The sequence below is a fragment of the Mycobacterium sp. IDUB_17 genome, assembly GCF_055419465.1.
In genome coordinates this window covers 118,967-143,097 of record NZ_JBVAXS010000008.1, presented here as the reverse complement: position 1 = coordinate 143,097, position 24,131 = coordinate 118,967, and the positions used below count along the sequence as shown (strand labels likewise).

23 protein-coding genes are annotated in these 24,131 nt (G+C 67.1%); 12 read left to right on the top strand and 11 right to left on the bottom strand.

Translation table 11 applies throughout. The features are described from left to right. Positions 1-123 precede the first annotated feature (123 nt). A complete protein-coding gene (locus ACZYZ7_RS28930; RefSeq protein WP_463742321.1) occupies positions 124-465 on the top strand; it encodes a hypothetical protein in 342 nt (113 codons plus the stop codon). A 79-nt stretch (positions 466-544) separates the two neighbouring features. On the opposite strand, the gene ACZYZ7_RS28925 is transcribed toward ACZYZ7_RS28930, so the two are convergent. Then, the gene (locus ACZYZ7_RS28925; protein ID WP_135452291.1) at positions 545-1,345 is read right to left on the bottom strand and encodes a crotonase/enoyl-CoA hydratase family protein; all 801 of its coding nucleotides are present in this window, start codon (positions 1,343-1,345) and stop codon (positions 545-547) included. 33 nt (positions 1,346-1,378) lie between these two features. On the opposite strand from ACZYZ7_RS28925, the gene ACZYZ7_RS28920 reads away from it, so the two are divergent. From ACZYZ7_RS28920 to ACZYZ7_RS28910, 3 genes are all read left to right on the top strand, one after another. Continuing rightward, complete coding sequence (locus ACZYZ7_RS28920) at positions 1,379-3,064, top strand: acyl-CoA synthetase (protein WP_210115463.1); 1,686 nt, start codon at positions 1,379-1,381, stop codon at positions 3,062-3,064. Next, positions 3,064-4,185, top strand: coding sequence for an NAD(P)H-dependent flavin oxidoreductase (locus tag ACZYZ7_RS28915; protein ID WP_135452295.1), 1,122 nt, complete (start codon positions 3,064-3,066; stop codon positions 4,183-4,185). The genes ACZYZ7_RS28920 and ACZYZ7_RS28915 overlap by 1 nt, the downstream gene beginning before the upstream one ends. Positions 4,186-4,293: 108 nt before the next feature. Continuing rightward, positions 4,294-5,130, top strand: a complete 837-nt coding sequence (locus tag ACZYZ7_RS28910; RefSeq protein WP_463742320.1) for a class I SAM-dependent methyltransferase — start codon at positions 4,294-4,296, stop codon at positions 5,128-5,130. Between the two features lie 53 nt (positions 5,131-5,183). On the opposite strand, the gene phaZ is transcribed toward ACZYZ7_RS28910, so the two are convergent. The 3 genes from phaZ to ACZYZ7_RS28895 are packed head-to-tail and all read right to left on the bottom strand — an operon-like array spanning position 5,184 to position 9,200. Then, positions 5,184-5,990, bottom strand: coding sequence for a poly(3-hydroxyalkanoate) depolymerase (gene phaZ, locus ACZYZ7_RS28905; RefSeq protein ID WP_463742319.1), 807 nt, complete (start codon positions 5,988-5,990; stop codon positions 5,184-5,186). Between the two features lies 1 nt (position 5,991). Then, complete coding sequence (locus ACZYZ7_RS28900) at positions 5,992-7,680, bottom strand: PHA/PHB synthase family protein (RefSeq protein ID WP_463742318.1); 1,689 nt, start codon at positions 7,678-7,680, stop codon at positions 5,992-5,994. A 2-nt stretch (positions 7,681-7,682) separates the two neighbouring features. Next, positions 7,683-9,200, bottom strand: coding sequence for a long-chain-fatty-acid--CoA ligase (locus tag ACZYZ7_RS28895; protein ID WP_463742317.1), 1,518 nt, complete (start codon positions 9,198-9,200; stop codon positions 7,683-7,685). A gap of 144 nt (positions 9,201-9,344) precedes the next feature. Between ACZYZ7_RS28895 and ACZYZ7_RS28890 the strand changes: the two genes are divergently transcribed. Beyond that, positions 9,345-10,532, top strand: coding sequence for a PucR family transcriptional regulator (locus ACZYZ7_RS28890; RefSeq protein ID WP_463742316.1), 1,188 nt, complete (start codon positions 9,345-9,347; stop codon positions 10,530-10,532). A 1-nt stretch (position 10,533) separates the two neighbouring features. On the opposite strand, the gene ACZYZ7_RS28885 is transcribed toward ACZYZ7_RS28890, so the two are convergent. Both ACZYZ7_RS28885 and ACZYZ7_RS28880 read right to left on the bottom strand, forming a co-directional pair. Then, positions 10,534-11,646, bottom strand: a complete 1,113-nt coding sequence (locus ACZYZ7_RS28885) for an agmatine deiminase family protein (RefSeq protein ID WP_463742315.1) — start codon at positions 11,644-11,646, stop codon at positions 10,534-10,536. A 9-nt stretch (positions 11,647-11,655) separates the two neighbouring features. Then, the gene (locus tag ACZYZ7_RS28880) at positions 11,656-13,209 is read right to left on the bottom strand and encodes a succinic semialdehyde dehydrogenase (RefSeq protein ID WP_463742314.1); all 1,554 of its coding nucleotides are present in this window, start codon (positions 13,207-13,209) and stop codon (positions 11,656-11,658) included. Between the two features lie 127 nt (positions 13,210-13,336). On the opposite strand from ACZYZ7_RS28880, the gene ACZYZ7_RS28875 reads away from it, so the two are divergent. Beyond that, positions 13,337-13,732 carry a VOC family protein gene (locus ACZYZ7_RS28875; protein WP_463742313.1) on the top strand — a complete coding sequence of 132 codons (396 nt, stop codon included), beginning with the start codon at positions 13,337-13,339 and terminating at the stop codon, positions 13,730-13,732. Here ACZYZ7_RS28875 and ACZYZ7_RS28870 read toward each other — a convergent pair. Then, positions 13,669-14,394, bottom strand: a complete 726-nt coding sequence (locus ACZYZ7_RS28870; RefSeq protein WP_463742312.1) for a DUF6597 domain-containing transcriptional factor — start codon at positions 14,392-14,394, stop codon at positions 13,669-13,671. The two genes, ACZYZ7_RS28875 and ACZYZ7_RS28870, sit on opposite strands and share 64 nt — an antisense overlap. Before the next feature lie 42 nt (positions 14,395-14,436). On the opposite strand from ACZYZ7_RS28870, the gene ACZYZ7_RS28865 reads away from it, so the two are divergent. Continuing rightward, positions 14,437-14,991 (top strand): helix-turn-helix domain-containing protein, encoded by a 555-nt coding sequence (locus ACZYZ7_RS28865; RefSeq protein ID WP_463742311.1) that lies wholly within the window; start codon positions 14,437-14,439, stop codon positions 14,989-14,991. Here the strand turns inward: ACZYZ7_RS28865 and ACZYZ7_RS28860 are convergent. After that, positions 14,977-15,951, bottom strand: a complete 975-nt coding sequence (locus ACZYZ7_RS28860) for an NAD-dependent epimerase/dehydratase family protein (protein ID WP_463742310.1) — start codon at positions 15,949-15,951, stop codon at positions 14,977-14,979. The two genes, ACZYZ7_RS28865 and ACZYZ7_RS28860, sit on opposite strands and share 15 nt — an antisense overlap. Before the next feature lie 37 nt (positions 15,952-15,988). Here ACZYZ7_RS28860 and ACZYZ7_RS28855 point away from each other — a divergent pair, with 37 nt between their 5' ends. Beyond that, positions 15,989-17,152: an NADH:flavin oxidoreductase gene (locus tag ACZYZ7_RS28855; protein WP_463742362.1), complete on the top strand. Its 1,164-nt coding sequence runs from the start codon at positions 15,989-15,991 to the stop codon at positions 17,150-17,152. Here the strand turns inward: ACZYZ7_RS28855 and fadD17 are convergent. Genes fadD17 through ACZYZ7_RS28840 form a run of 3 tightly spaced genes read right to left on the bottom strand, consistent with a single transcriptional unit; the run spans position 17,149 to position 20,952 of the window. After that, the gene (gene fadD17, locus ACZYZ7_RS28850) at positions 17,149-18,660 is read right to left on the bottom strand and encodes a long-chain-fatty-acid--CoA ligase FadD17 (protein WP_463742309.1); all 1,512 of its coding nucleotides are present in this window, start codon (positions 18,658-18,660) and stop codon (positions 17,149-17,151) included. The two genes, ACZYZ7_RS28855 and fadD17, sit on opposite strands and share 4 nt — an antisense overlap. Before the next feature lie 2 nt (positions 18,661-18,662). Continuing rightward, positions 18,663-19,760: an acyl-CoA dehydrogenase family protein gene (locus tag ACZYZ7_RS28845; protein WP_463742308.1), complete on the bottom strand. Its 1,098-nt coding sequence runs from the start codon at positions 19,758-19,760 to the stop codon at positions 18,663-18,665. 13 nt (positions 19,761-19,773) lie between these two features. Then, positions 19,774-20,952, bottom strand: coding sequence for an acyl-CoA dehydrogenase family protein (locus ACZYZ7_RS28840; RefSeq protein ID WP_463742307.1), 1,179 nt, complete (start codon positions 20,950-20,952; stop codon positions 19,774-19,776). 165 nt (positions 20,953-21,117) lie between these two features. Between ACZYZ7_RS28840 and ACZYZ7_RS28835 the strand changes: the two genes are divergently transcribed. The 4 genes from ACZYZ7_RS28835 (at position 21,118) to ACZYZ7_RS28820 (ending at position 24,117) form a co-directional block, all read left to right on the top strand. Then, positions 21,118-21,309 (top strand): ferredoxin, encoded by a 192-nt coding sequence (locus tag ACZYZ7_RS28835; RefSeq protein ID WP_064933094.1) that lies wholly within the window; start codon positions 21,118-21,120, stop codon positions 21,307-21,309. Between the two features lie 14 nt (positions 21,310-21,323). Further along, positions 21,324-22,241 carry a 3-oxoacyl-ACP reductase gene (locus ACZYZ7_RS28830; RefSeq protein ID WP_135452324.1) on the top strand — a complete coding sequence of 306 codons (918 nt, stop codon included), beginning with the start codon at positions 21,324-21,326 and terminating at the stop codon, positions 22,239-22,241. Between the two features lie 272 nt (positions 22,242-22,513). Then, positions 22,514-23,278, top strand: a complete 765-nt coding sequence (locus ACZYZ7_RS28825; RefSeq protein WP_135452326.1) for an MlaE family ABC transporter permease — start codon at positions 22,514-22,516, stop codon at positions 23,276-23,278. Continuing rightward, positions 23,275-24,117, top strand: coding sequence for an ABC transporter permease (locus ACZYZ7_RS28820; protein ID WP_135452328.1), 843 nt, complete (start codon positions 23,275-23,277; stop codon positions 24,115-24,117). Before ACZYZ7_RS28825 ends, ACZYZ7_RS28820 begins: the two co-directional genes overlap by 4 nt. The last annotated feature ends 14 nt before the right edge of the window (positions 24,118-24,131 follow it).

Here is a 24,131-nt window from a genome sequence, read left to right as displayed (position 1 = left end):
GTATCACTATGTCCTAGTTAAGTGTTCGCTGTGCAAGGTCGTTCACAGGTTTCGCATAGCCCATCTAATTAGATAGTCTCGCAATATCGGGGGATGTGACGAGACGATTGAAGGGTGCACGTGATGGCACGACATTCAACTGGGCGAACTCTGATGAGTGGGGTGGTGCTGGGTGGGGCGCTGCTGGCCGGAGCGATCGGAATCGCCGGCCAGGCCGGTGCGGCACCGGTCGGGGCGCCGACGAGCCTGCAAGCCGGGGGGCCGGCCCCGCTGTCTTCGATGCCCGCGCCGCCGTTGCGGCCGTGGGGTCCGCCTCCTCCGCCGCCCCCGCCACCCTTCTGGGGGCCACCACCCCCACCTCCGCCGTTCTGGGGTCCGCCGCCCCCGCCTCCGCCGTTCTGGGGTCCGCCGCCCCCGCCGCCGGGGCGTTGGGGTCCGCCGCCGCCTCCCGGGCATTGGCGTTAGCGCGCTGAGAGCCCGAAAAGAACTGAGGCCCTGCTCGAAACATCGAGCAGGGCCTCAGTTTTGCCTTCGGGGGCGACGACTACTTCATCTGGAACACCGGCGCGCGCTTCTCCTTGAAGGCCAGCGGGCCCTCCTTGGCGTCGGCGGACAGGAACACCGGGATGCCGTTGGCGGTGTCGGGCTTGAATGCGTCGTTCTCGTGCATGCCCTCGGTCTCGCGGATGGTCTTGAGGATGGCCTGCACGGCCAGCGGGCCGTTGTTGTTGATCACCTCGGCGATCTCCAGAGCCTTCTCCAGCGCGGTGCCGTCCGGGACGACGTGACCGATCAGGCCGTACTCGAGCGCCTGGGCGGCGGTGATGTGCCGTCCGGTCAGCAGCATGTCGCACGCGATGGTGTAGGGAATCTGGCGCACGAGGCGCACGGCCGAACCGCCCATCGGGTACAGGCTCCACTTGGCCTCGGAAATGCCGAACTTGGCACTCTCGCCGGCGACGCGGATGTCGGTGCCCTGCAGGATCTCGGTGCCACCGGCGATGGCGGGGCCTTCGACCGCGGCGATCAGCGGCTTGGTGAGCCGGCGGCCCTTGAGTAGGCCGTCGATACGTGACGGGTCGTAGCTGCCGTCCTTGAAGGAATCACCCGGCGGCTTCTTGGTCGCGCCCTTGAGATCCATGCCGGCGCAGAAGTACCCGCCGGCGCCGGTGAGGATGCAGGTGCGGATCTCCGGATCGTTGTCGACGCGGTCCCAGGCCTCGACCATGATCGAGAGCATCTCGGTGGAAAGCGCGTTGCGCGCCTCGGGCCGGTTCAGCGTCAGGATCAGGGTGTGTCCGCGCTGCTCAATGAGGGCGTCGGGCCCCTTTTCGGTATCGCTCACGGGTGTCAGCCTCTCTGCATTTTCGACCCAGACTTGTATCGAAATGTAACACGTTCTAGTTTAGGTTCTGTGGCTCTGAATATTGCCGATCTTGCCGAGCACGCCATCGACGCTGTGCCTGACCGTGTCGCGCTGATTTGTGGCGACGAACAGCTGACTTATGCGCAGTTGGAGGAGAAGGCCAACCGCCTGGCCCACTACCTGATCTCCCAGGGCGTCAAGAAGGACGACAAGGTCGGCCTGTACTGCCGCAACCGCATCGAGATCGTGATCGGGATGCTGGGCATCGTGAAGGCCGGGGCGATCCTGGTCAACGTCAACTTCCGCTACGTCGAGGGCGAGCTGAAGTACCTGTTCGAGAACTCGGACATGGTCGCGTTGATCCATGAGCGCCAGTACTCCGACCGCGTCGCGAACGTGCTGCCCGAGTTGCCGTTGCTGAAGACGATCCTCGTTGTCGACGATGGGTCCGACAACGACTTCCAGCGCTACGGTGGCGTCGAGTTCTACTCGGCGATCGCCGACAGCTCGCCCGAGCGTGACTTCGGCCCGCGCAGCGCCGACGACATCTACCTGCTCTACACCGGCGGCACCACCGGTTTCCCCAAGGGCGTCATGTGGCGTCACGAGGACATCTACCGGGTTCTGTTCGGCGGCACCGACTTCGCCACCGGCGAGCCCATCGCCGACGAATACGACCTGTCCAAGCAGGCCGTCGCCAACCCGCCGATGATCCGGCTCCCCATCCCGCCGATGATCCACGGCGCGACCCAGTCGGCCACCTGGATGGCTTTGTTCACCGGCCACACCGTGGTGCTGATGCCGGAGTTCGACGCCGACGCCGCGTGGCGGATGATCCACGAGCACAAGATCAACCTGCTGTTCTTCACCGGTGACGCGATGGCCCGGCCGCTGCTCGATGCGTTGTTGGCCCACCAAGATGCGGGGAACGAGTACGACCTGTCGAGCCTGTTCCTGCTCGCCAGCACCGCGGCCCTGTTCTCGACGAGCCTCAAGGAGAAGTTCCTCGAGCTGCTGCCCAACCGGATCATCACCGATTCGATCGGCTCCTCGGAGACCGGTTTCGGCGGTACCAGCATCGTGGCCAAGGGCCAGTCGCACACCGGCGGTCCGCGCGTCACCATCGACAAGACCACCAAGGTGCTCGACGAAGACGGCAACGAGGTCGTCCCGGGCTCGGGCGTGCGCGGCATCATCGCCAAGTGCGGCCACATTCCGGTCGGCTACTTCAAGGACGAGAAGAAGACGGCCGAGACGTTCCGGACCTACAACGGTGTCCGGTACGCCATCCCCGGCGACTACGCCGAGGTCGAGGCCGACGGCAGCGTGACCATGCTGGGCCGCGGCTCGGTGTCGATCAACAGCGGTGGCGAGAAGATCTACCCCGAAGAGGTCGAGGCCGCGCTCAAGGGCCACCCGGATGTGTTCGACGCGCTCGTGGTGGGCGTGCCCGACGAGCGCTTCGGCCAGCACGTCGCCGCTGTCGTGCAGCCGCGCGACGGGGCTCGCCCGACCCTGGCCGATCTCGACGCGTTCGTGCGCAGCGAGATCGCGGGATACAAGGTGCCGCGCAGCCTGTGGCTGGTCGACGAGGTCAAGCGCTCACCGGCGGGCAAGCCCGATTACCGGTGGGCCAAGGACACCACCGAGGAGCGGGCCGCTGACGAGGTGCACGCAAACCACGTGGGAGCGAAGTGATGAAGACTGATCTGTGCGAACGGTTCGGGATCGAATACCCGATCTTCGCGTTCACGCCGTCGGAGAAGGTGGCCGCCGCGGTCAGCCGCGCCGGCGGCCTGGGTGTGCTGGGCTGTGTGCGGTTCAACGATCCCGACGAGCTGGAAAACGTGCTGTCCTGGATGGACGCCAACACCGACGGCAAGCCGTACGGCGTCGACATCGTGATGCCCAACAAGGTCCCCACCGAGGGCAGCGCCGTCGACATCGACAAGCTCATCCCGCAGGCTCACCGCGACTTCGTCGCGAAAACCCTTGCCGATCTTGGTGTTCCGCCGCTCCCCGCGGAGGGTGAGCACAACACCGGTGTGCTGGGCTGGCTGCACTCTGTGGCGCGAACCCATGTCGAGGTGGCGTTGCGCCATCCGATCAAGCTGATCGCAAACGCGCTGGGCTCACCGCCCAATGACGTCATCGAGCAGGCGCATGCGGCAGGCGTTCCGGTGGCCGCGCTGGCCGGCAGCGCGAAGCACGCGCTCAGCCACGTCGCCAACGGGGTCGACATCGTGATCGCCCAGGGGCAGGAGGCCGGCGGGCACACCGGTGAGATCGGCTCGGTGGTGTTGTGGCCGGAGATCGTCGACGCCGTCGACGGTAAGGCCGCGGTGCTTGCCGCCGGCGGGATCGGCAGCGGCCGGCAGGTGGCCGCGGCCCTGGCGCTCGGTACTCAGGGTGTGTGGATGGGTTCGGCATTCCTCACCGCGGCCGAATACGACCTGGGCGTGCGTCGCGAGTCGGGTGCCTCGGTGATCCAGGAGGCATTGCTGAACGCCACCTCCGCCGACACCGTGCGCCGAAAGATCTACTCCGGCAAGCCCGCCCGGATCCTGAAGAGCCGCTGGACCGACGCCTGGGACGCACCGGACGCCCCCGAAGCGCTGCCGATGCCGTTGCAGAACATCCTGGTCGGCGAGGCGCATCAGCGGATGAGCCTGTCCGATGACCCGACCGCGGTCGCGATGCCGGTCGGCCAGATCGTGGGCCGGATGAACGAGATCCGCCCGGCCGCCGACATCATCGGCGAGCTGGTGAGCGGTTTCGAGGCGGCCACCAAGCGCCTCGACGGTATCGCCGGAAGCTGAGTCTGCGCGTAGCGCGCCGAGCCTGCGTCCAGATCGCGATTTCTCCGGATTTCGCGATCTGACCGCAGGCTCGATGTGTGTCTGGTGTCCGCCGGTAGGGTCGAGGCGGTGAATGATCAGGACGCGCTTGCCGCGAACCGTGCCAACTGGGACGACCGGGCCGATGTCCACGCCCGGTCCCAGATGTACGACGTGGCAGGGTTTCTGGCCGACCCCACCGATATCTCGCGGGTCGTGCTCAACGACCTCGAGGTGCTCGCGCCACACCTGCCGGACACCGGCGTGAAGGGTCGGTCCCTGCTGCACCTGCAGTGTCACATCGGCACCGACACCGTGTCGTGGGCGCGGCTGGGAGCCCGCGATGTGCACGGCGTCGACCTGTCGCCGAACTCGTTGCGGCACGCGGCCAGGATCGCCGAGGCCGACGGCCGTGAGATCACCTGGGTCGAGGGCGACGCGCGGTTCGCGTCGACGTTGATCCACCGACGCTTCGAGACCGTGGTGACCAGTGCCGGGACCATCGTGTGGCTGCCCGAACTCGCCAACTGGGCCCGGTCGATCCACGATCTGCTCGAGCCGGGTGGAGTGTTCCTGATCCGCGACGACCATCCGATCCTCGGTGCGATGGACTTCGAGCCGTGGGATATCACCGACGACTACCTCAGCGGCGGCGGAGTCCGAACGTACGACGACCCAGGGACATACACCGAAGACTCGGCCGGTCAGGTTGCCCATGTGCGCAACCATGAATGGCGCCACGACCTGTCCGAAGTCGTCACGGCCTTGCTGCAGGCCGGGCTCGTCATCGAGTCGTTCGCCGAGCTGCCCTACATGGACTGGCCGGCGTTCCCCGCTCTCGTGCCGTGCACCGAAGGCTGGACCCTGCCGCCCGGGGTGCCACGGATCCCGCTGAACTTCGCGGTCGTCGCACGACGTCCCCGGTAGCCGCTCCGCCCGGCCCGTGGGTTACACCGTGGTGCCGGCCATTTTGTGGGGTCTCAGGCTCTCTCGCCGGGTTCGGTCAAGAAGGTGTCGATCACCGGGGCGAGTTCGGCTGCGTTGGTGACCAGGTCGATGTGTCCGCCCGAGTGCAGGTGCAGCCGGGAGTGGCCCAGCAGGCGGTTAAGGATGTGCGCGTTGACCACCGGGATGATCGGGTCATCGGTGCCGGCCATCACGAGGGCGGGCTGGCGGATCGCCGGGAGTGCGAACAAGCTGGTCCAGACCGATCCGGCGAGCAACTGGTGCAAGTAGCCCACTTTGGAGCCGGCGTGCAGCTGGCTGCCGAAGATCTTGGCAACGTCGTAGCCGTGCTCGCGCACGGTGCCGCCGTACAGGTCGCCCGCGATCGAGGCGATGTAATCGGGATCGGTGAACCGCTTGGGCGTCAGCATCTTTGCCAGTACCCGTGGGTGCGCCGGCACCATGATCACCCCGGTTCCGGTGGAGACCAGGACGAGCCTGCGGCACCGGCGCGGATTCTGGAAGGCGAACTGTTGGGCCAGGGCCCCGCCCCACGACAGGCCCAGGACATCGACCACGCTGTAGCCCAGCTTTGTCAGCACCCGGCCCAGAACCCAGGCCAGATAAGGGAACCCGTACGGCAGCACCGAAGTCGGGGACCCGCCCGTGCCGGGCACATCGAACCGGATCACGGTGCTGTCCGGGTTGAGGTGGGTGACAAGCGGTTCCAGGACATCGAGGCTGGCGCCGATGCCGTTACACAGCACCAGTGGCACCCCGGTACCTTGCCGGACGTCCACGCGGATGCGTTGTCCGCCGGCGGCCACGTATGTCTCTGCCATGTCAGCTCTCGTGGACGTAGGTGCCAGGGGCGGGGCACAGCGGCGGGAAGCCCGGCCCACCGAGGGCCTGTGGTGCATCGACCTGTCCTCCGCTGCGCTCGGCCAGCCAGGCCGAATAGTGCGGCCACCACGAGTCTTTGTGCGGATCGTTGTCGGCAGCCCAGTCATTGGCCTCGGTCTCGTCGACCGGTCCGGCGCGGAACGTCGCCTTCGGATTGCCCGGCGGGTTGACGAGGGCCGCGATGTGTCCGCTGGTGGACAGCACGTACGTGTTGTCCTTGCTGCCGAGCAACTGGGCACTGCGGTAGGTGGCCTGCCACGGGCAGATGTGGTCGGCGAGGCCGCCGATCACGTAGGCGTCGTTGGTGATCTTGCCGAGGTCGATCTTGCTGCCGAGCATGGTGACCGATCCCGCCTTCGTCAGCGAATTGTGCACGCCCATCAACACCATGTCCCGGTGCAGTGCGGCGGTCATCCGGGTGGTGTCGGCGTTCCAGAACAACACGTCGAATGCGGCAGGGGTGCGGCCCTGGACGTAGTTGTTCACCCAGTACCGCCACACCAGGTCGGTGGGGCGCAGCCACGCGAACATCTCGGCCATCGCGCGGCCGTCGAGGTAGCCCTGCCGCTCCGATGCGCGGATGGCGGCGTGGGCGGCGCGCTCGCTCATGGCAGCTGACGCGAAGCCGGCCTGATCCTGGTCGAGCACGGTCACGCCCAACGTCAGCCCGGCGATCTTGTCGCCCTCGCCGATCTCGTTCAGGTGCGCGGCCACCATCGAAGCGAGGATGCCGCCCGAGCAGGTCGCGAAGAGGTGGGCGCTGTCGGTATCGGCAATCGTGCGAACCGCGTCCAGTGCCTCGATGATGGCGGAACCGTAGGCATCGAATCCCCAATCCTTGTGCCGGGCAGAGGGGTTGCGCCACGAGATGGTGAAGACTTGATGGCCTTGCTCGACGAAGTACTCGATCATGCTGCGGCCGGGAGCGATGTCCATGATGTAGTACTTGTTGATCACCGGCGGCACCATCAGCAGCGGGACCTTGTGCACGGTCGGGGTCTGCGGCGTGTAGTGGATCAGTTCGAACATCCGGGTCTTGAGCACCACGGCGCCGCTGGTGACCGCGACCGTCTCGCCGACCGCGAACGCGTCCGGGCCGACCATCGCGGGAACTCGCGGCTTGGCGGACATGTCGCGGGCAAACGCCTTGAGGCCACGGACCGCGGACAGACCGCCGGTGTCGACCAGGGCCTTCCAGCCCAGCGGGCTCATCACCGGGTTGTTGCTCGGGGAGATCCCCTCGACCAGGTTGTCCAGCACGAAACGCATCTTGTCGCGGTCACGCCAATCCAGATCGGCTGCCTCGAAGAGCTTTTCGGCGGTCTCGGCGGCCGCCAGGTAGGACTGCATGGCGCGCTGCATCAGTGGATTGCCCTGCCAGGCCGGATCGCTGAACCGCTTGTCGGCGCGGGCCGGGGCGCGGTCGGAGTTGCCCGCGGCGATCGAGGCCAGTTCCCGGGCCAGCAGGCCGACGTGACCGACCACCGTGCGTGGCTTACCGGCCAGGCTGCGGCCCATCCGAGCCCACGATGCGTTCGGCATCATCCGGCCGGCGAAGCTGCGGGTCGAGTTGATCAGCAGCAGGTCCAGAGGTGCTGCCAGTTCGTCGAATCGGGTGTTCTCGGGCATGTCTATCGTGTGCTTTCTTCGGGAGTGGCGGGGACTGTGATGTCGCGGCGCTGGATCTTTCCGGTGGGCCCCTTGGGAAGGGCATCGACGATCCAGACGCGGCGGGGGTACTTGTAGGCGGCGACCTGTCGCTTGACGAAGTCGCGCAGTTCCTCTGGTTCGGCCTCGGCACCGGTCTTGAGGGCGACGGCCGCACCGACTTCCTCGCCGAGGGTGTCGTGCGGGATGCCGATGACGGCGGCCTCGGCGACCGCCGGGTGTTCGTAGAGAACCTCTTCGATCTCGCGCGGATAGATGTTCAGCCCGCCGCGGATGATCAACTGCTTCTTACGATCGACGATGTAGAACAGGCCGTCGGAATCGGTCTTGCCGATGTCGCCGGTGGAGAACCAACCGTCGGCCGAGATCGCCTGGGCGGTCGCCTCGGGCAGGTTCCAGTAGCCCTTCATGACGTTGTGGCCGCGGACCTGGACTTCGCCGGCCTCACCCGCAGGAAGCTCGCGCCCGTCGTCGTCGACGACGCGCATCTCGACACCCTCGATCGGGGTACCGATCGAACCCGCCTTGCGGACCTTGTCGGGATGGTTGAAGCACGCGACCGGAGAGGTCTCGGACAGTCCGTAGCCCTCCAGAACCTGGCAGCCGAACCGCTTCTCGAAATCGGCCAGCACCTGCACCGGTAGTGCGGCGCCGCCGGAAGCGCAGACCCGTAGGGTCGCGGTGGCCGACTCGGGGTACTCCGGTGCCACCGCGAGTAGCGCCGAGTACATCGTCGGCACACCTTCGAAGACGGTGACGCCGAAGCGCTCGATCATCTGAATCACAGCGTCCGGGTCGAACCGCGGGATCAGGGCCAGAGTCGCGCCGGCCAGGACCGCGCACTGCAGACCGCACGTCAGGCCGAACACATGGAACAGCGGCAGGGCGCCCATGATGACGTCGTCTTGGCCGATCTGGACCAGCGTGCGCATAGTCACTTCGGCATTGCGGTGCAGCCCGCCGTGGGTCAGTTCGGCGCCCTTGGGCTTTCCGGTGGTGCCCGAAGTGTGGAGCACGACCGCGGTGTCGTCGTCCTCGCGGGAAACCGGGACGGCCTGCTCGGGCAGGCCCTCGATCAGTTCGTCCAGCGAAGCGTCGTCGACCAGCCAGACGGTGGCCGCTGCCGCGACGGCACCCGTGGTCGCCTCCCCGGCGAAGGCCGGTGTCGCGAACAAGGCCTTGGCGCCGGTGTTGGACAGGTAGAACTCGATCTCGCGGGCTTTGAGCAGTGGGTTCATCGGCACCGCGACGGCGCCGCGGCTCATGATGCCGTAGAAGATCAGCGCGAATGCCGGGCTGTTCGGCAGCATGATGCCGACCCGGTCGCCGGGTTCGATGCCGGCCCGGTCGAGGAAGGTAGCTACCCGGGCAGCGGCACTGGCGAACTGGGCATAGCTCGCGGTGGTCTCCCCGCACCGCAGTGCGGGGCGTTGTGGCACCCGCTGCGCGGCGGCCACGAGATTCAGGCTGAGGTTGGACAAGGCTGGCTCCGTTGATCTGGCGGTTTTCCGATAGATCAAGCGTGGAGCCGGCGAGGTGTGAACTCCATGGGGCCGGCCACAACGTTGAGGTCGTTGTGGTGTGAGCGCCCACATCACCGGGCCCGGTGGTCTTATCGTGGCGTTATGGCTGTTGTGCCGCTCGATCCGCACATCGCGCTGCTCGTCAAGACCATGGTCGCGCGTGCCGACGAACTGGCCGACGCGATGGGCGAGGCCATCCGTGAAGCAGTCAGCTTCTACGCCACGAACGCCGGGATAGTGACGTCTGACGAGCTGCACCGCAGTTGCCTGTTGCAGATGTCCTACATGTTGGAAGCGCTGACTGGTGCCGGTGATGCCGACGTGTCCGCCGCCGAGGACGTGGGCGTGCAGCGCGCCGTCGCCGGCGTGCCGCTCGTCGCGGTGATGTCGGCCTACCGGGTGGGCTTCCGTTTCATCTGGGAGGCGTCACTGGCCGAGGCGAAGAAGCTCGGCATACCCGCGGAGTCCATCTTGGCCGCCGCATCCCAGATCCTCATCGCGCAGGAGACCTTCACCCAGGCGATGACCGGGGCCTACCGACAGGAGCTCGCCCGGCAGGTGCTCGGCAAGGAGGAGGAGCGCTCGGCGTTGGTCGAGGCGATCCTCATGGGCCGGATCACCGACACCCAGAATCTGTGGGATGCCGCCGACATCCTGCGCCTTCCCACGACCGGGCCGTATGTCGTTGTGGCGGCGCAGGTTCCGAGTATCGGCCGGACCGGATTGCCCGAGATCGAGAATCGCCTGGACGCCCGCGACATCAAATCGGCCTGGAGGCTGTTGCCGGATCTGCAGGTGGGCATCGTTCATCTGCGCAGGCCGTCGGCACACGAGGACCTGCTGGAGGTGCTGCGGGGGCTGGCGTCGGCACGGGTCGGCGTGAGCCCGTCGTTCCGCGACCTGTCCGAGACGGGGGAGGCGTTGCGGTTCGCCCGACTGGCGATCGCAGGCAAGGTTTCCGACGACGGCCTGGTCCGGGTTTTCGACGATTCGCCGCTGGCCGTGGCGGCGGTCGCCGCCCCTGACGTCATGCAGCGGATCAGCCGCGACATGCTCGGCGCGCTCGACGGCCTGCCCCCTGAAGAACGGGCCACGCTGACCGAGACGTTCGAGGCATGGCTGGACGCCGGCGGCTCCACGAACGAGACCGCAGCCAGGCTCTTCGTCCACCCCAACACCGCGCGGCACCGCTTGCACCGCATCGAGGAACACACCGGCAAGTCCCTGAACCGGCCGCGGGACATCGCCGAACTGTGCCTGGCGTTCGAGGTGTACCGCCGGTTGCCCTGACCTAGTCGGCAGGCTCCTGTTGCGTGGTGCAGTGGATGCCGCCGCCGCCGGCCGCGATGCCGTCGATGTTGATCTGCACGACACGGCGGTCGGGGAAGAGCTGCTCCAATTTCTGCCTGGCCGCGGTGTCGGCTTCCGGATCGCCGAATTCAGGGGCGATCACACCGCCGTTGCAGACGTAGAAGTTGATGTAGCCGGCCGCGAAGTCGTCGGATTCGAACTCCGGCCGGACCGTATCGGGGCCATCGATGACCACGACGTCGAGTGGCCGGCCTTTCGCGTCGGTCGCTTGCCTGAGGATGTCGAGATGGCGTGCGGTCACGTCGTGGTCCCAGGATGCCGGGTCCGGATCGAATCCGGCAACGACCACCCCGGGCCGGGCGAAGCGCGCATAGAAGTCGGTGTGGCCGTCGGTGATGTCCTTGCCCGCGATGCCGGGCAGCCAGATGATCTTGTCGAGCCCGAGCAGCGGCCGTAGCTCGTCCTCGACATCGGCTTTCGACCATCGTGGGTTCCGGTTCGCATTGAGCACGCAACTCTCCGTGATCAGTGCGGTGCCGTCGCCGTCCACCTCGATGCCACCGCCCTCGAGGACGAGGTCGGTGGGTAGCGCCTCGACACCGGCCCGGGCCGCCACGAAGTCGGCAACATCGGCGTCGTGATCGAAGTCCTGCTTCTCGCCCCAGCCGTTGAAGTTGAAGTTGACGCCGGCCTTCGTCCCGTTGCCCGTCACGAATACCGGTCCGGTATCCCGCATCCACAGATCGTCGAGCGGTGCCTCCACCAATTCCACAGTGGGCCCGACAATCTCGCGTGCCAGATCGCGGTCCTCGGCGCGGACCAGCATGGTGACCGGCTCGAACTGTGCGATCGTCCGGGCGATCGTCCCCAGGTTGCGGCGTACCTCGGGCAGCAGCGCGGCACCCCAGATCGCCTCGCTCGCGCCGAAAGCCATCCAGGTCCGTTTGTGCGGGTCACCCTCGTCGGGCATCCGCCAGGTGCGTTGATCCCCGCCGGCGGGGTCACTCTCCTGGCGGGCGGGTTCGGTGCACCCCGTCGCCAGGGCCGCACCGATCACGGCCGCGCCTGACCGGAAGAACTGTCGCCTGAGCACCGGCGTCGTCTAGCGACCGGGCAGCTTCTGCAGCGCCCGGATCATCGGGGTGAGCGCCTTCTGCCACACCGTCTGCGAGATCCCCAGCGGCGGATCAAGGTTGATCACCCGCGCGGTGGAGACGGTCTGGGATTCGGTGTACTTGAGGATCCCGTCGGCGCCATGGCGGCGTCCGACACCGGAGGCCTTCATACCGCCCATCGGGGCCGCGGTGCTGCCGAACGCCAGGGCGTAGCCCTCGTCGACATTGACCGTGCCGGAATTGATCCGGGCAGCGATCGCCTCACCCTCGGACTTCGATCCGGCCCACACACTGGCGTTGAGGCCGTACTCGGTGTCGTTGGCCTTCTCGACGGCCTCGGCAACGGAGTCGACCGGGTAGATCGACACCAGCGGGCCGAAGGTCTCGTTGCGCGCGCATTCCATCTCGTCGGTGACACCGGTCAGCACGGTCGGCTCGAAGAACAGCGGGCCGATGTCGGGACGCGCATTGCCGCCGGCAACCACCGTGGCGCCCTTGGCTTTCGCATCATCGACATGACCGGACACCGTCTTGATCTGATCTTCGGAGATCAGGCTGCCCATGTCGGCGGTGAAGTCGTAGGCCGCCGACAGGTTCATGTTGCGGACCTGCTCGGCGAACTTGGCGGTGAACTCGTCGGCGACGGCTTTCTCGACGTAAATCCGTTCGATCGAGATGCACAGCTGACCGGCATTCGAGAAGCAGGCGCGGGTGGCGGCCTTGGCGGCCACCTTCAGGTTGGCGCCCTTGGTGACGATCATCGGGTTCTTGCCGCCGAGTTCGGCGGAGAACCCGATCAACCGGCGGCCGCACTGCTCGGCGAGTGCCCGCCCGGTGGCCGTCGAACCGGTGAACATCATGTAGTCGCAGTTCTCGACGATCGCGGTGCCGACCACCGAGCCCGGCCCGGGCACGACCGCGAACAGGTCGCGCGGCAGCCCGGCCTGATACAGCAGTTCGGCGTTGGCCAGCGTGCAGTACGGGGTCTGGCTGTCCGGCTTGACCACCACCGCATTCCCGGCCAGCAGGGCCGGGATCGAGTCCGAGATCGACAGGGTCATCGGGTAATTCCAGGGCGAGATCACGCCGATGACGCCCTTGGGGTGGTGGTTGACCACGGTCTTGACGAACCCCGGCAGTAGGCCCTGCACCCGCTTCGTGGACAGCAGCCGAGACGCCTCACGGGCGTAGTAGCCCGCGTTCAAGATCATGTCGACGATCTCTTCCTGCGCGGCTGAGCGGGCCTTGCCGGTTTCCGCCTGGGCCACATCCATCAGGAAGTCGCGATTCTCGGCCAGCAGTGCGCCGAAACGCTTGATGATGGCCGCGCGCTCCTTGACCGGGCGCTGCGCCCACTGTGCCTGCGCGGCGCGGGCTTTGGCGAAGGCCGCAGTCACGTCCTCGGCGGTGCCGACCGGGATGGTGGTCAGCTCCTTGCCGGTGAACACCTCATCGATCGGCTTGGACTGCCGGGCTTCGACGTCTTCGATGGCGACGAGCGCGCGCAGGCGGGCGAAGTCGGCGGCGGACGGAGCGGGCATCGGGGACTCCCTACTGGCAAGTAACTAACAGTCAGGCCCAACCTACTCGGTACCGGCAGTCCGACAAAGGCACAGCTTGTCCGATCTGTTCACGACTCACGGTGGTCCTGCGTTCTAACCTGCGGGTATGTCGTTGAACCTGAACTCGGTCGTCATCGAGATCGTCACCGGAGACCTGTCCCGATCCCTGGACTTCTACCGGCTCCTCGGACTGGCGGTTCCCCAGCCGGACGGGCCGCACGTCGAGGTGGCGTTGCCCGGCGGAAGCCGGCTCGCGTTCGACACCGAGGAGGTGATCGCCGGAATGCATCCCGGCTGGACACCTCCGACCGGGGCCGGAAGGGTTGCGTTGGCCTTCGGGCTCGACGCTCCCGCCGACGTCGACGAGCTCTACGAGCGGCTCACCGGTGCCGGGTACCCGGGAACGCTCAAACCGTTCGACGCGCCCTGGGGGCAGCGTTATGCCACCGTCGAAGATCCCGACGGGACCTCGGTGGACCTGTTCGCGGCGTTGGGAAGCTGACGGAGCTGGCGTAATCCGACCCCGGCCAGGGCGCGGACCTCGCGGTGCAGGTGTGGCTGGTCGGCATACCCGGCCTGTGCCGCGACCGTGCCGGCGCTCAGACCGGTGCCGATCAGCCCGACCGCGCGACGGAACCGGAGAATGCGGCGCAGCGTCGCCGGCCCGTAGCCGTAGACGGCCGCGCACTGCCGCTGCACCGTCCGGTTCGACCAGCCGACGTGCCGTGCTGCCGCGGTGACCGATTCGCCGGCCGCCAGCCGGCGCGTGATGTCGTGAAGCGCCGGCAGCGGCCACGGCGCGGTCTCGCCTCGGGGCGGTTGGGATGCCAGCGTTTCGGCAATCTCTTCGAGTGTGCCGCCCTGGTCGATACTGTGCAGTTCCCGCAGGTCGACCCGGGTGTCGCGCAGCTCGGACGCCGGGACGCCGAGTAGCCGAGGCAGCGCCCCTGGCCGAAACCGCAACCCCTGCACCGGATTCCGTCCGCCCGCGGCGATGAACGCCGTGGTGTCGGGGCCGGCGACGACGATCGTGCCGTCCATCTGGATCAGGTCCATGCACCCGTCAGGCAGAACCCGGCCGGGTGCTGCCGCGCCGGTGCGGACCCACCGGCATTCCACGAGTTCGCCGAGGCGCGGCGGCGGATGGTGTTCGCGGTAGCCCACGTCCTCGACGCTACCCGCGCGACCATGCGGTTGAATCGGGGAATGGCCGGGCGACCACGCGACACGTCGATCGACGAGCGGGTGCTCGCGGCCACGCGTGGGCTGCTGGTCGAGGTGGGCTGGGACGACCTGAGCATCCGCCTGGTCGCGGCGCGCTGCGGGGTGGGCAGGTCCAGCCTGAACCGGCGGTGGGCGTCGAAAGCCGAATTGGTGCTGCACGCGATACTCGGCGAATCACCCGATATGTCACCGTTTTCCGGTACCGATCTGGCCGGCTGGATCGACTGGGTGGTGCGCGGCAGTCATCAGCTGTTCGTCCGTCCCGATGTGAGTGCGGCGGTGCCCGGGTTGCTGCTGGCGCTGCGTGAGAACGCCGCGCTGCGCAAGGCGCTGTGGGACGGGTTCAGCGGGCCGGCTATCGAGATGTTCGCCACCAGGGGATACGGATCGGAGTCCGAAGCCAGGGCTGCGCTGTCGATGGCGGCCGGGGCGGCGCTGTTCACCACCACGGTGGCGACCGACGACGATTCGCCCGAACTCCAGCAGCAGCTGGTGCGGTTGCTCAGCCGGGCCCTGGGTGTCTCACCGGCCGAATGAGGCCAAGATGGCTTCCTGCGGCGAACGCCACGCCTCGATACCCAGATCGGCGAGTGTGCTCCTGTCGTCGGTGGGGGTGGCTGCGGTCAGCAGCAGCGCCGCTTCGTGGCTGATCCCGTCACCGAGCGGCAGCACCCCGCCGAGCAGATCCGAGCACCAGCCGATGCCGCGGAAAACGCTCCCCGGCAGCGGGATTCGTCGGATCTTGCGCCCGGCGCCTCGTTCGAGCACATCGATCATCTCGTTGAACGACACCATCACGCCGCCGCACACATAACGCTTGGGTCCGCGTCCCGGCGCCATCAGCCGCTCGTGCACCAGCGCGACATCACGCACGTCGATCATCTGCATGCCGCCGGTCATCCGGGGCGCCAGACCGGCTTTGACGATCGGCGCCCACCCCCGCTCGGTGACCCCGGCGGCGGTGAAGTAGGCCGGGCCCACCACGCTCGACGGGTAGGTGACCACGACCGGGGCCCCGGCATCTTGCAGTCGTCGGGCCACCCGATCGGCATAGGCCTTGGTCTGGGCGTAGGGGCTGCGGCCCGGCGCCGGCGGGGTGTCGGCGGAGATCACCCCGTTCGGCGGTGGGAATAGTGAGCTGTAGCTGCTGACCGAGACGATGGGGTCGAGCCCGGCCTCGACGGCGCGGTTCAGCACGGCCTCGGTGGCGTGCGCGTTGATCTCCCACATCAGCTGCTCGCGACGCCGATCGGTCCCGACGATGCCCGCGGCATGGATCAGGGCGTCGCAGCCCGACAGCAGCCGCCCGACCGTATCGCTGTCTCGGATGTCGCCCTCGAGTACGGACATCTCACCGAGTGCGGCGAGGTGGCCGATCACCTCGTCGTCACCGCAACCCGGTGCGACCAACAGGCGGATGCGATGGCCCGCCTCCAGCAGGCGTCGAACGGTGTGGGCCCCGAGATAGCCGGTGCCCCCGGTTACTGCGATATGCATGATCCGTCTCCCGCGTGGCTGCTATATTTCGATGCCAATGGTATCGAAACCGTTCACACCGATGCAGCTGGGGCCGTTGACCCTCAAGAACAGGTTTATCAAGGCCGCGACGTTCGAGGGCGTCATGCCCCGCGGCCAGGTAACCGATGACCTGATCGACTTCCACACCGAGGTGGCCCGCGGCGGCGCGGCGATGACCACCGTCGCCTACTGCGCGATCTCGCCCGGCGGCCGGGTGCATCGCGACACCGTCGTCCTCAACGTCGAGACGGTGCCCGCGCTGCGGCGGCTCACCGAAGCGGTGCACCGGGAGAAGGCACTGGTCTGCGCCCAGATCGGACACGCAGGTCTGGTCGCCAATACGCTGTCCAACCGCGCGCGCTCGCTCGCACCGAGTACCCGGATCAGTGCGCCGGCAATGGGGCTGGTGAAGGCGGCCACACCGGAACAGCTCGACACCGTGGTCGACCAGTTCGGCGTGGCCGCCCGCAACGCTGTCGAGGCGGGGTTCGACGCTGTCGAGATCCACATGGGCCACGGCTACCTGCTGAGCTCGTTCTTCAGCCCCAACCTCAACAAACGCCGCGACAAGTACGGCGGCAGCACCGCCGGACGCGCAGAACTGGCCCGCCGCGTCGCCGAGCGGGTCCGCGCCGAGGTCGGCGAGTCCATCGCGGTAACCGCGAAATTCAACATGGACGACGGTGTGCGCCGCGGCTTCTGGCTCACCGGCAGCCTGCCCACTGCGAAGCTGTTGCAGGCCGACGGGCATCTGGACGCCCTGCAACTGACCGGTGGCAGCTCCCTGCAGAACCCGATGTACTACTTCCGCGGCGATGTACCGCTCGACGAGTTCATCGCCTCCCAGCCCACGGTGGTGGGGTTGGGCCTGCGGGTGCTCGGACCGCGGCTGTTCAAGACCTATCCCTTCGAAGAGGCGTTCTTCCTGCCGCTGGCTCGCCAGTTCCGTGAGGCGCTGACCATGCCGCTCATCCTGTTGGGCGGCATCAATGAGCTGGCCACTGTGCAGACGGCACTCGACGAGAGCTTCGAGTTCGTCGCGATGGCCCGGGCGCTGCTGCGAGATCCCGCTCTGGTCAACCGATTTCAAGACGGCACGGCGGCCGCCGGGCTGTGTGTGCACTGCATGAAATGCATGCCGACGGTGTACAGCGGCACCCGCTGCGTGGTGCGTGGTTAGCGGGAGATGGGCCAGACCGGGTCGGCGCACTCGGTGCCCTCGGCGGTCAACTGCCGCTTGATCACCTTGAACGTCTCGGTACGCGGCAACGCGGGGCCGATCCGGACATACGACGGCCACTGCTTGGGGCCCAGATCGGATTGCTCGGCCAGGAACGCCCGGAACTTGCCTGCGTCGAACACCGCATCCCCGGCCAGCACCAGCGCGGCCATCACCTGATCGCCCACGTTTGGGTCAGGAATCGGATACACCGCCACCTCGGCGACATCGGGGTGGCGCAACAGGATCCGTTCGATCGGCGCGGTTCCCAAGTTCTCGCCGTCGACGCGCATCCAGTCGCCGAGGCGCCCGGCGAAGTGCGCGTAGCCGTTCTCGTCGACGTAGGCCAGGTCTCCGGTGTGGTAGACGCCGCCGGCCATCCGGTCCGCCTCGGCGTCGGGATCGTTGTAGTAGCCGCGGAACCAGCCCGCGCCGGTCGGGTTCACCAACTCGCCGACCACCCCGGGCGGGCACGGCTCGCCGGTGTCCACATCGACGATCGCCACCTGGTCGGTGAGCGGGCCGAGGGCGCCTTCGGGGGTGTCGGGGGTGCGGGCGATCGCGACACCGCCCTCGCTGGAACCGAATCCGTCGACCACGGTCACCCCGAACCGCTCGGCGAACCGGCCGATATCCCGCTGCGCGCCCTCGTTGCCGTAGAGGATTCGTAGCGGATTGTCGGCATCGTCGGGGGCCGGTTCGGTGGCCAGGATGTAGGACAGCGGCTTGCCGACGTAGTTGGCGTAGGTGGCGCCGTAGCGCCGGATGTCGGGCATGAAACCGGATGCGGAGAACTTGCGCCGCAACGCAATCGACGCGCCGGCCGCGGCGGCGACGGCCCAGCCGGCCATGATCGCGTTGGAGTGGAACAGTGGCATCGACAGGTACACGGTGTCGGCCGGACCCAACCCGAACCGGTCGGCCAGCATCCAGCCGGGAAACGCCACCTTGTCGTGGGTGACCCGAACGGCCTTGGGGTCGCCGCTGGTTCCCGAGGTGAAGATGAGCATGAACAGGTCGTCGGCCGACAACTCGGCGAACGTCACCGGGGTGTCCCGATACGACGCGAGTTCGGCTGCCCAGTCGGCAGATTCGACATCGATGAAATCCACCCCGGGCGGGACCGCGTCGGGATTGTCGGTCAGCACCAGCTGACAATCGGCCTTGGCGATGTCGCGGGCGAGTGCCTCACCGCGGCGGGTCTGGTTGAGCCCGACGGGTACCAGCCCGTTCAGGCCCGCGGCCACCAGCAGGCTGGAGAAGAACGTGGTGTTGCCGAGTAGCGCCCCGACGTGCGGGGGTTTGGTGGGGTCCAACCGTGCCCGCAGCGCCGCGGCCAGTTGTGCACCGGCGGCGATGTGGTCGGCCCAGCTGACGAACGAATCCTCTTGGTAAAGGCCATGATCGGTGACCTCGGCCAGCGGGACCAGCAGCTCGGTGACGGTCGGCCTGGCGGTTGGACCCCCCATCCCTAGACCGGGGTGTCCGCGAGTTCGCGGCCGATGCGCAGCAGCTGCCCGGTTGCCCCGCCGACACCGAACTCGGTCTGCTTGGCGGCCAGGAAATACCGGTGCACCGGGTGGTCCATGTCGATGCCGACACCACCGTGCACGTGCACCGCGGTGTGCGCTACGCGATGGCCGGCCTCGGCCGCCCAGAACGCCGCACTGGCCACATCGATGTCGGCGGGCAGGTCCTCGGACAACCGCCAGGCGGCCTGGGTCAGCGTCAGGCGCAGACCCTTGACGTCGATGTAGCCGTCGGCCAGCCGAGCCGAGACGGCCTGGAAGCTGCCGATCGGCCGGTCGAACTGCTCGCGCTCACGGGCGTACTCGGACGTCAGTTCCAGCGCCCGCTCCACCACACCGAGCTGGAAGGCGCTGTGGCCCAACGCCGAATGCGTGGTCAGCCACTGCAGCACATCCGCGCCGCCGACGAGGCGGGCGGCGTCCACCGTGGTGCCCTGCAGCTCCAGATGGGCGACGCTGCCCTTGCCGGTGGTGCTCAGCACGCTGACCGTCACCCCGGGATCATCGCCGGAGACCAGGAAAACGCTGACGCCGGACTCGGTTTCGGCCGGAACCAGGAACGCGTCGGCCACCGGCCCGTAGTTCACCTGGGTACGGGTACCGGTGAGCTTGTAGCCCGAGCCGTCGGCCGTAGCTTGCACCGGGCCCTGGCCCATCTCGCCGTCGAGGGCGATCGCCAGGATCTTGTCGCCGGCCACCGCAGGCTGGGCCCACTGGGAACGCAGCGCCTCGGATCCGAACGCGGCAAGTGCGCCCGCGCCCAGTACCACGGAATCCAGGTAAGGCACGGCGGCCAGTTGGCGACCCAGCGCGGTCAGCACGGCGGTCTGCTCGAGCACGCCCAACCCGCCGCCGCCCACCGACTCCGGTGCCGCGGCCGACAGCACGTCGGCCTCGACCAGCTTGGCCCACAGATTGGCGTCGAAGCGTTGCTCGAGCCCGTCGAGCTCACGCTGGCGTTCGGGCGTGCACACCGACTCGGTGATCGTGCGCACCAGGCCGCCGAGATCGGTGGCCTCTTCAGTCGTCTTGAAATCCATTGGTGTGCCGTCCTTACCGGTTGACCCTGGGCAGGCCCAAAGCGACCATGCCGATGATGTCACGCTGAATCTCGTTGGTGCCGCCGCCGAAGGTCAGGATCAGCGCCGACCGGTGGAACCGCTCGATGCGGCCACGCAGCAACGCGCCCTTGCTGTCCGGGCGCAGCGTCGCCGCGGTGCCCAGCACCTCCATCAGCAGGCGGTAGGCCTCGGTGGCCAACTCGGTGCCGTACACCTTGGCCGCCGACGCGTCCGCGGGCGAGGGGGCGGAAGTGGCAGAGGCCAGCTCCCAGTTGATCAGCTTGAGCACTTCGGCCTTGGCGTGCACCCGGGCCAGGTTCAGCTGCACCCACTCGGAGTCGATCACCCGCTTGCCGTGCACGTCCTTGGTGTTCTGGGCCCACTCGCGGACCCCGTCCAGCGCGACGTAGATCGGCTGCGACGACACCAGTGCGACGCGCTCGTGGTTGAGCTGGTTGGTCACGAGCTTCCAACCGGCGTTCTCCTCGCCGACCAGGTTGGTGGCCGGGATGCGCACGTCCTGGTAGTAGGTGGCGCTCGTGTCCACGCCGGACATGGTGTGCACCGGCGTCCAGGAGAAGCCCTCGGCGGTGGTCGGCATGATCAGCATCGAGATGCCGCGGTGCTTCTTGGCCTCGGGGTTGGTGCGCACGGCCAGCCACACGTAATCGGCGTAGGCGATCAGGCTGGTCCACATCTTCTGGCCGTTGACCACGTAATCATCGCCGTCGCGCACCGCGGTGGTCCGCAGCGCGGCCAGGTCGGTGCCCGCGCCCGGCTCGGAGTAGCCGATCGCGAAGTGCAGCTCGCCTGCGGCGATCTTGGGCAGGAAGAACTTCTTCTGCTCCTCGGTGCCGAAGTGCATGATCGTCGGCGCGACGCTGTTGATCGTCAGGAACGGCACCGGGGCGCCGGCGATCGCTGCCTCGTCGGTGAAGATCAGCCCGTCCATCGGCGGCCGGGCCTGGCCGCCGTATTCCTTGGGCCAGCTCAGCGTCAGCCAGCCGTCCTTGCCCATCTGCGCGACGGTGTCGCGGTAGACGTTGCCTCGCCCCATCTCGCCCTCGGACGAGCTGAGAGCCTCGACGCGCTCGGGCGTCATCAACTTGGAGAAGTACGCGCGCAACTCGCGGCGCAGCTCCTCCTGCTCGGGGGTGTAACCGATCCGCATTCCGTTGCATCCTCACTGCTTGGTAGACCTGAGTTCTCACCTGGTTGTAACACGTTCTAGTCTTAGGATCCAGGCCGGTGTCGGACTGGTATCCGTCAGGTGTGGTCGTATTCTGTGGCTGCGCGCACGCAGCCCCGTGTGCGCACACGTTGTGAGGAGGTCGCCATGCGAGTTGAAGTTGACCGTGATCGCTGCGAAGGCAATGCGGTGTGCGTGGGTATTGCCCCCGATTTGTTCGATCTTGATGACGACGACTATGCCGTGGTCAAGGCCGATCCGGTGCCTGCCGACCAGGAGGATCTGGCCGAGCAGTCCATCGCCGAATGCCCCCGGGCAGCCCTGATCCGAAAAGACTAGAGGTATTCATAAATATGACTGACGACGCTCAGATTGATCTGTCCGGAAAGGTGGCCGTGGTCACCGGTGCGGCCGCAGGCCTGGGCCGCGCCGAGGCCATCGGCCTGGCCAAGGCCGGGGCCACCGTGGTGGTCAACGACATGGCCGGTGCGCTGGATGCCTCTGACGTCCTCGACGAGATCGCGGCCGCCGGCTCCAAGGGTGTCGCGGTGGCGGGGGACATCAGCCAGCGCTCGACCGCCGACGAGCTGGTCGCGACCGCCGACGGTCTGGGTGGTCTGAGCATCGTCGTCAACAACGCGGGCATCACCCGCGACCGGATCCTGTTCAACATGAGCGACGAGGAGTGGGACGCGGTCATTGCCGTGCACCTGCGCGGCCACTTCCTGCTGACCCGCAATGCCGCGGTCTACTGGCGCAACAAGGCCAAGGCGGGGGATGGCACCGTCTACGGCCGGATCATCAACACCTCGTCGGAGGCCGGACTCTCGGGTCCGGTCGGCCAGCCCAACTACGGTGCCGCCAAGGCGGGCATCACCGCGCTGACGGTGTCGGCGGCCCGGGCCCTGGAGCGCTTCGGCGTACGGGCCAACGCGATCGCGCCGCGGGCCCGCACGGCCATGACCGCCGGCGTCTTCGGCGACGCGCCCGAGGCTGCCGACGGCCAGGTAGACCCCCTGTCGACCGACCACGTCGTCACTCTGGTCCGATTCCTGGCCTCGCCTGCGTCCGAAGCCGTCAACGCTCAGCTGTTCATCGTCTATGGTCCAACTGTCACGTTGGTCGCGCCGCCCACAGCGGAGAAGCACTTCACTGCGGACTCCGATGCCTGGAACCCGGCAGACCTCAGCGGGACACTGCACGATTACTTTGCTGATCGTGACCTGGGACGTGGATTCTCGGCCACCGAACTGATGGCCTCACGAGACTGACGGTCTCGTTGAGGGTGGTTTAACGCAACTGGAACAAGTTCTAGTTGCTAGTGCATCTAACGTGTCCTGAGCTGGGAAAACCGCTGTTGAAGCTAATAATTTGAATTCTTTGACAGTGCGAACATGTTCTAGTTAATATGATCCGGCTCACTAAGAGCGCAATAAGACCAAGGGGTGGGAGGGCAGCCACGACATGTGGCCGTCAATTTTTCGCTAACGCGAGTTTCCGCAAAATTTTCCCCCATCCGAGTACCCCGAGAACGGAGCCCAGGTTGATCGAACAGCTTGCGGTTCCGGCCCGGGCCGTGGGCGGCTTCGTCGAGATGTCCTTGGACACCTTCGCCAAGATGTTCCGTCGACCGTTCCAGTTCAGGGAGTTCCTGGATCAGACCTGGATGATCGCCCGGGTCTCGCTCGTGCCGACCCTGCTGGTCGCCATCCCGTTCACGGTCCTGGTCGCGTTTACGCTCAACATCCTCCTTCGCGAGATCGGTGCTGCCGACCTGTCCGGCGCGGGCACCGCCTTCGGCACCATCACCCAGCTCGGCCCGGTGGTGACCGTGCTGGTGGTGGCCGGTGCAGGCGCCACGGCGATCTGCGCCGACCTGGGCGCCCGGACCATCCGCGAAGAGATCGATGCCATGCGGGTGCTTGGCATCGATCCGATCCAACGGCTCGTCGTCCCCCGCGTGCTGGCGTCGATGTTCGTCGCGCTGTTGCTCAACGGCCTGGTCTGTGCGATCGGCATCGCCGGCGGCTACGCCTTCTCGGTATTTCTCCAGGGGGTGAACCCCGGCGCCTTCATCAACGGCCTGACCGTGCTGACCGGGCTCGGCGAGCTCGTGTTGGCCGAAATCAAGGCACTGCTGTTCGGCGTGGTGGCCGGCCTGGTCGGCTGCTACCGCGGGTTGACCGTCAAAGGAGGCCCGAAGGGTGTCGGTAACGCAGTGAACGAAACGGTGGTCTACGCATTCATCTGCCTGTTCGTGATCAACGTGATCATGACGGCTATCGGGGTCCGGGTGCTTGTGCGATGAGCTATGACGCCACCCTCCGCTTCAGGCGGCTGTTCCGCAGTGTGCCCAAGACCGTCGACAACATCGGCGAGCAGGCACTGTTCTACGGCGAGACCATGCGGTACCTGCCCAACGCGGTCAACCGCTACCGCAAGGAGACCATCCGGCTGGTAGCCGAGATGACCATGGGCGCAGGCGCCCTGGTCATGATCGGCGGAACCGTCGGTGTCGCGGCGTTCCTCACCCTGGCCTCCGGTGGCGTGATCGCGGTGCAGGGTTACTCGTCGCTCGGCAACATCGGCATCGAGGCCCTGACCGGCTTCCTGTCGGCGTTCCTCAACGTGCGCATCGTGGCACCGGTGATCGCCGGTATCGCCCTGGCCGCCACGATCGGCGCGGGCGCCACCGCTCAGCTCGGCGCGATGCGGGTGGCCGAGGAGATCGACGCCGTCGAAGCGATGGCGGTCCATGCGGTGTCCTATCTGGTCTCGACCCGACTGCTGGCCGGCCTGATCGCGATCGTGCCGCTGTACTCGCTGTCAGTGCTGGCCGCGTTCTTCGCCGCGCGGTTCACCACGGTGTTCATCAACGGTCAGTCGGCGGGTCTGTACGACCACTACTTCAATACGTTCCTGATACCCAGCGACCTGCTCTGGTCGTTCCTGCAGGCGATCGTGATGGCGATCGCGGTGATGCTCGTGCATACCTATTACGGCTACAACGCATCCGGCGGGCCGGTTGGTGTGGGCATTGCGGTCGGTCAGGCCGTGCGCACCTCACTGATCGTCGTCGTCACCATCACGCTCTTCATCTCCCTGGCCGTATACGGCGCGTCCGGCAACTTCAACCTTTCCGGGTAGGTGGCAGGAATTCC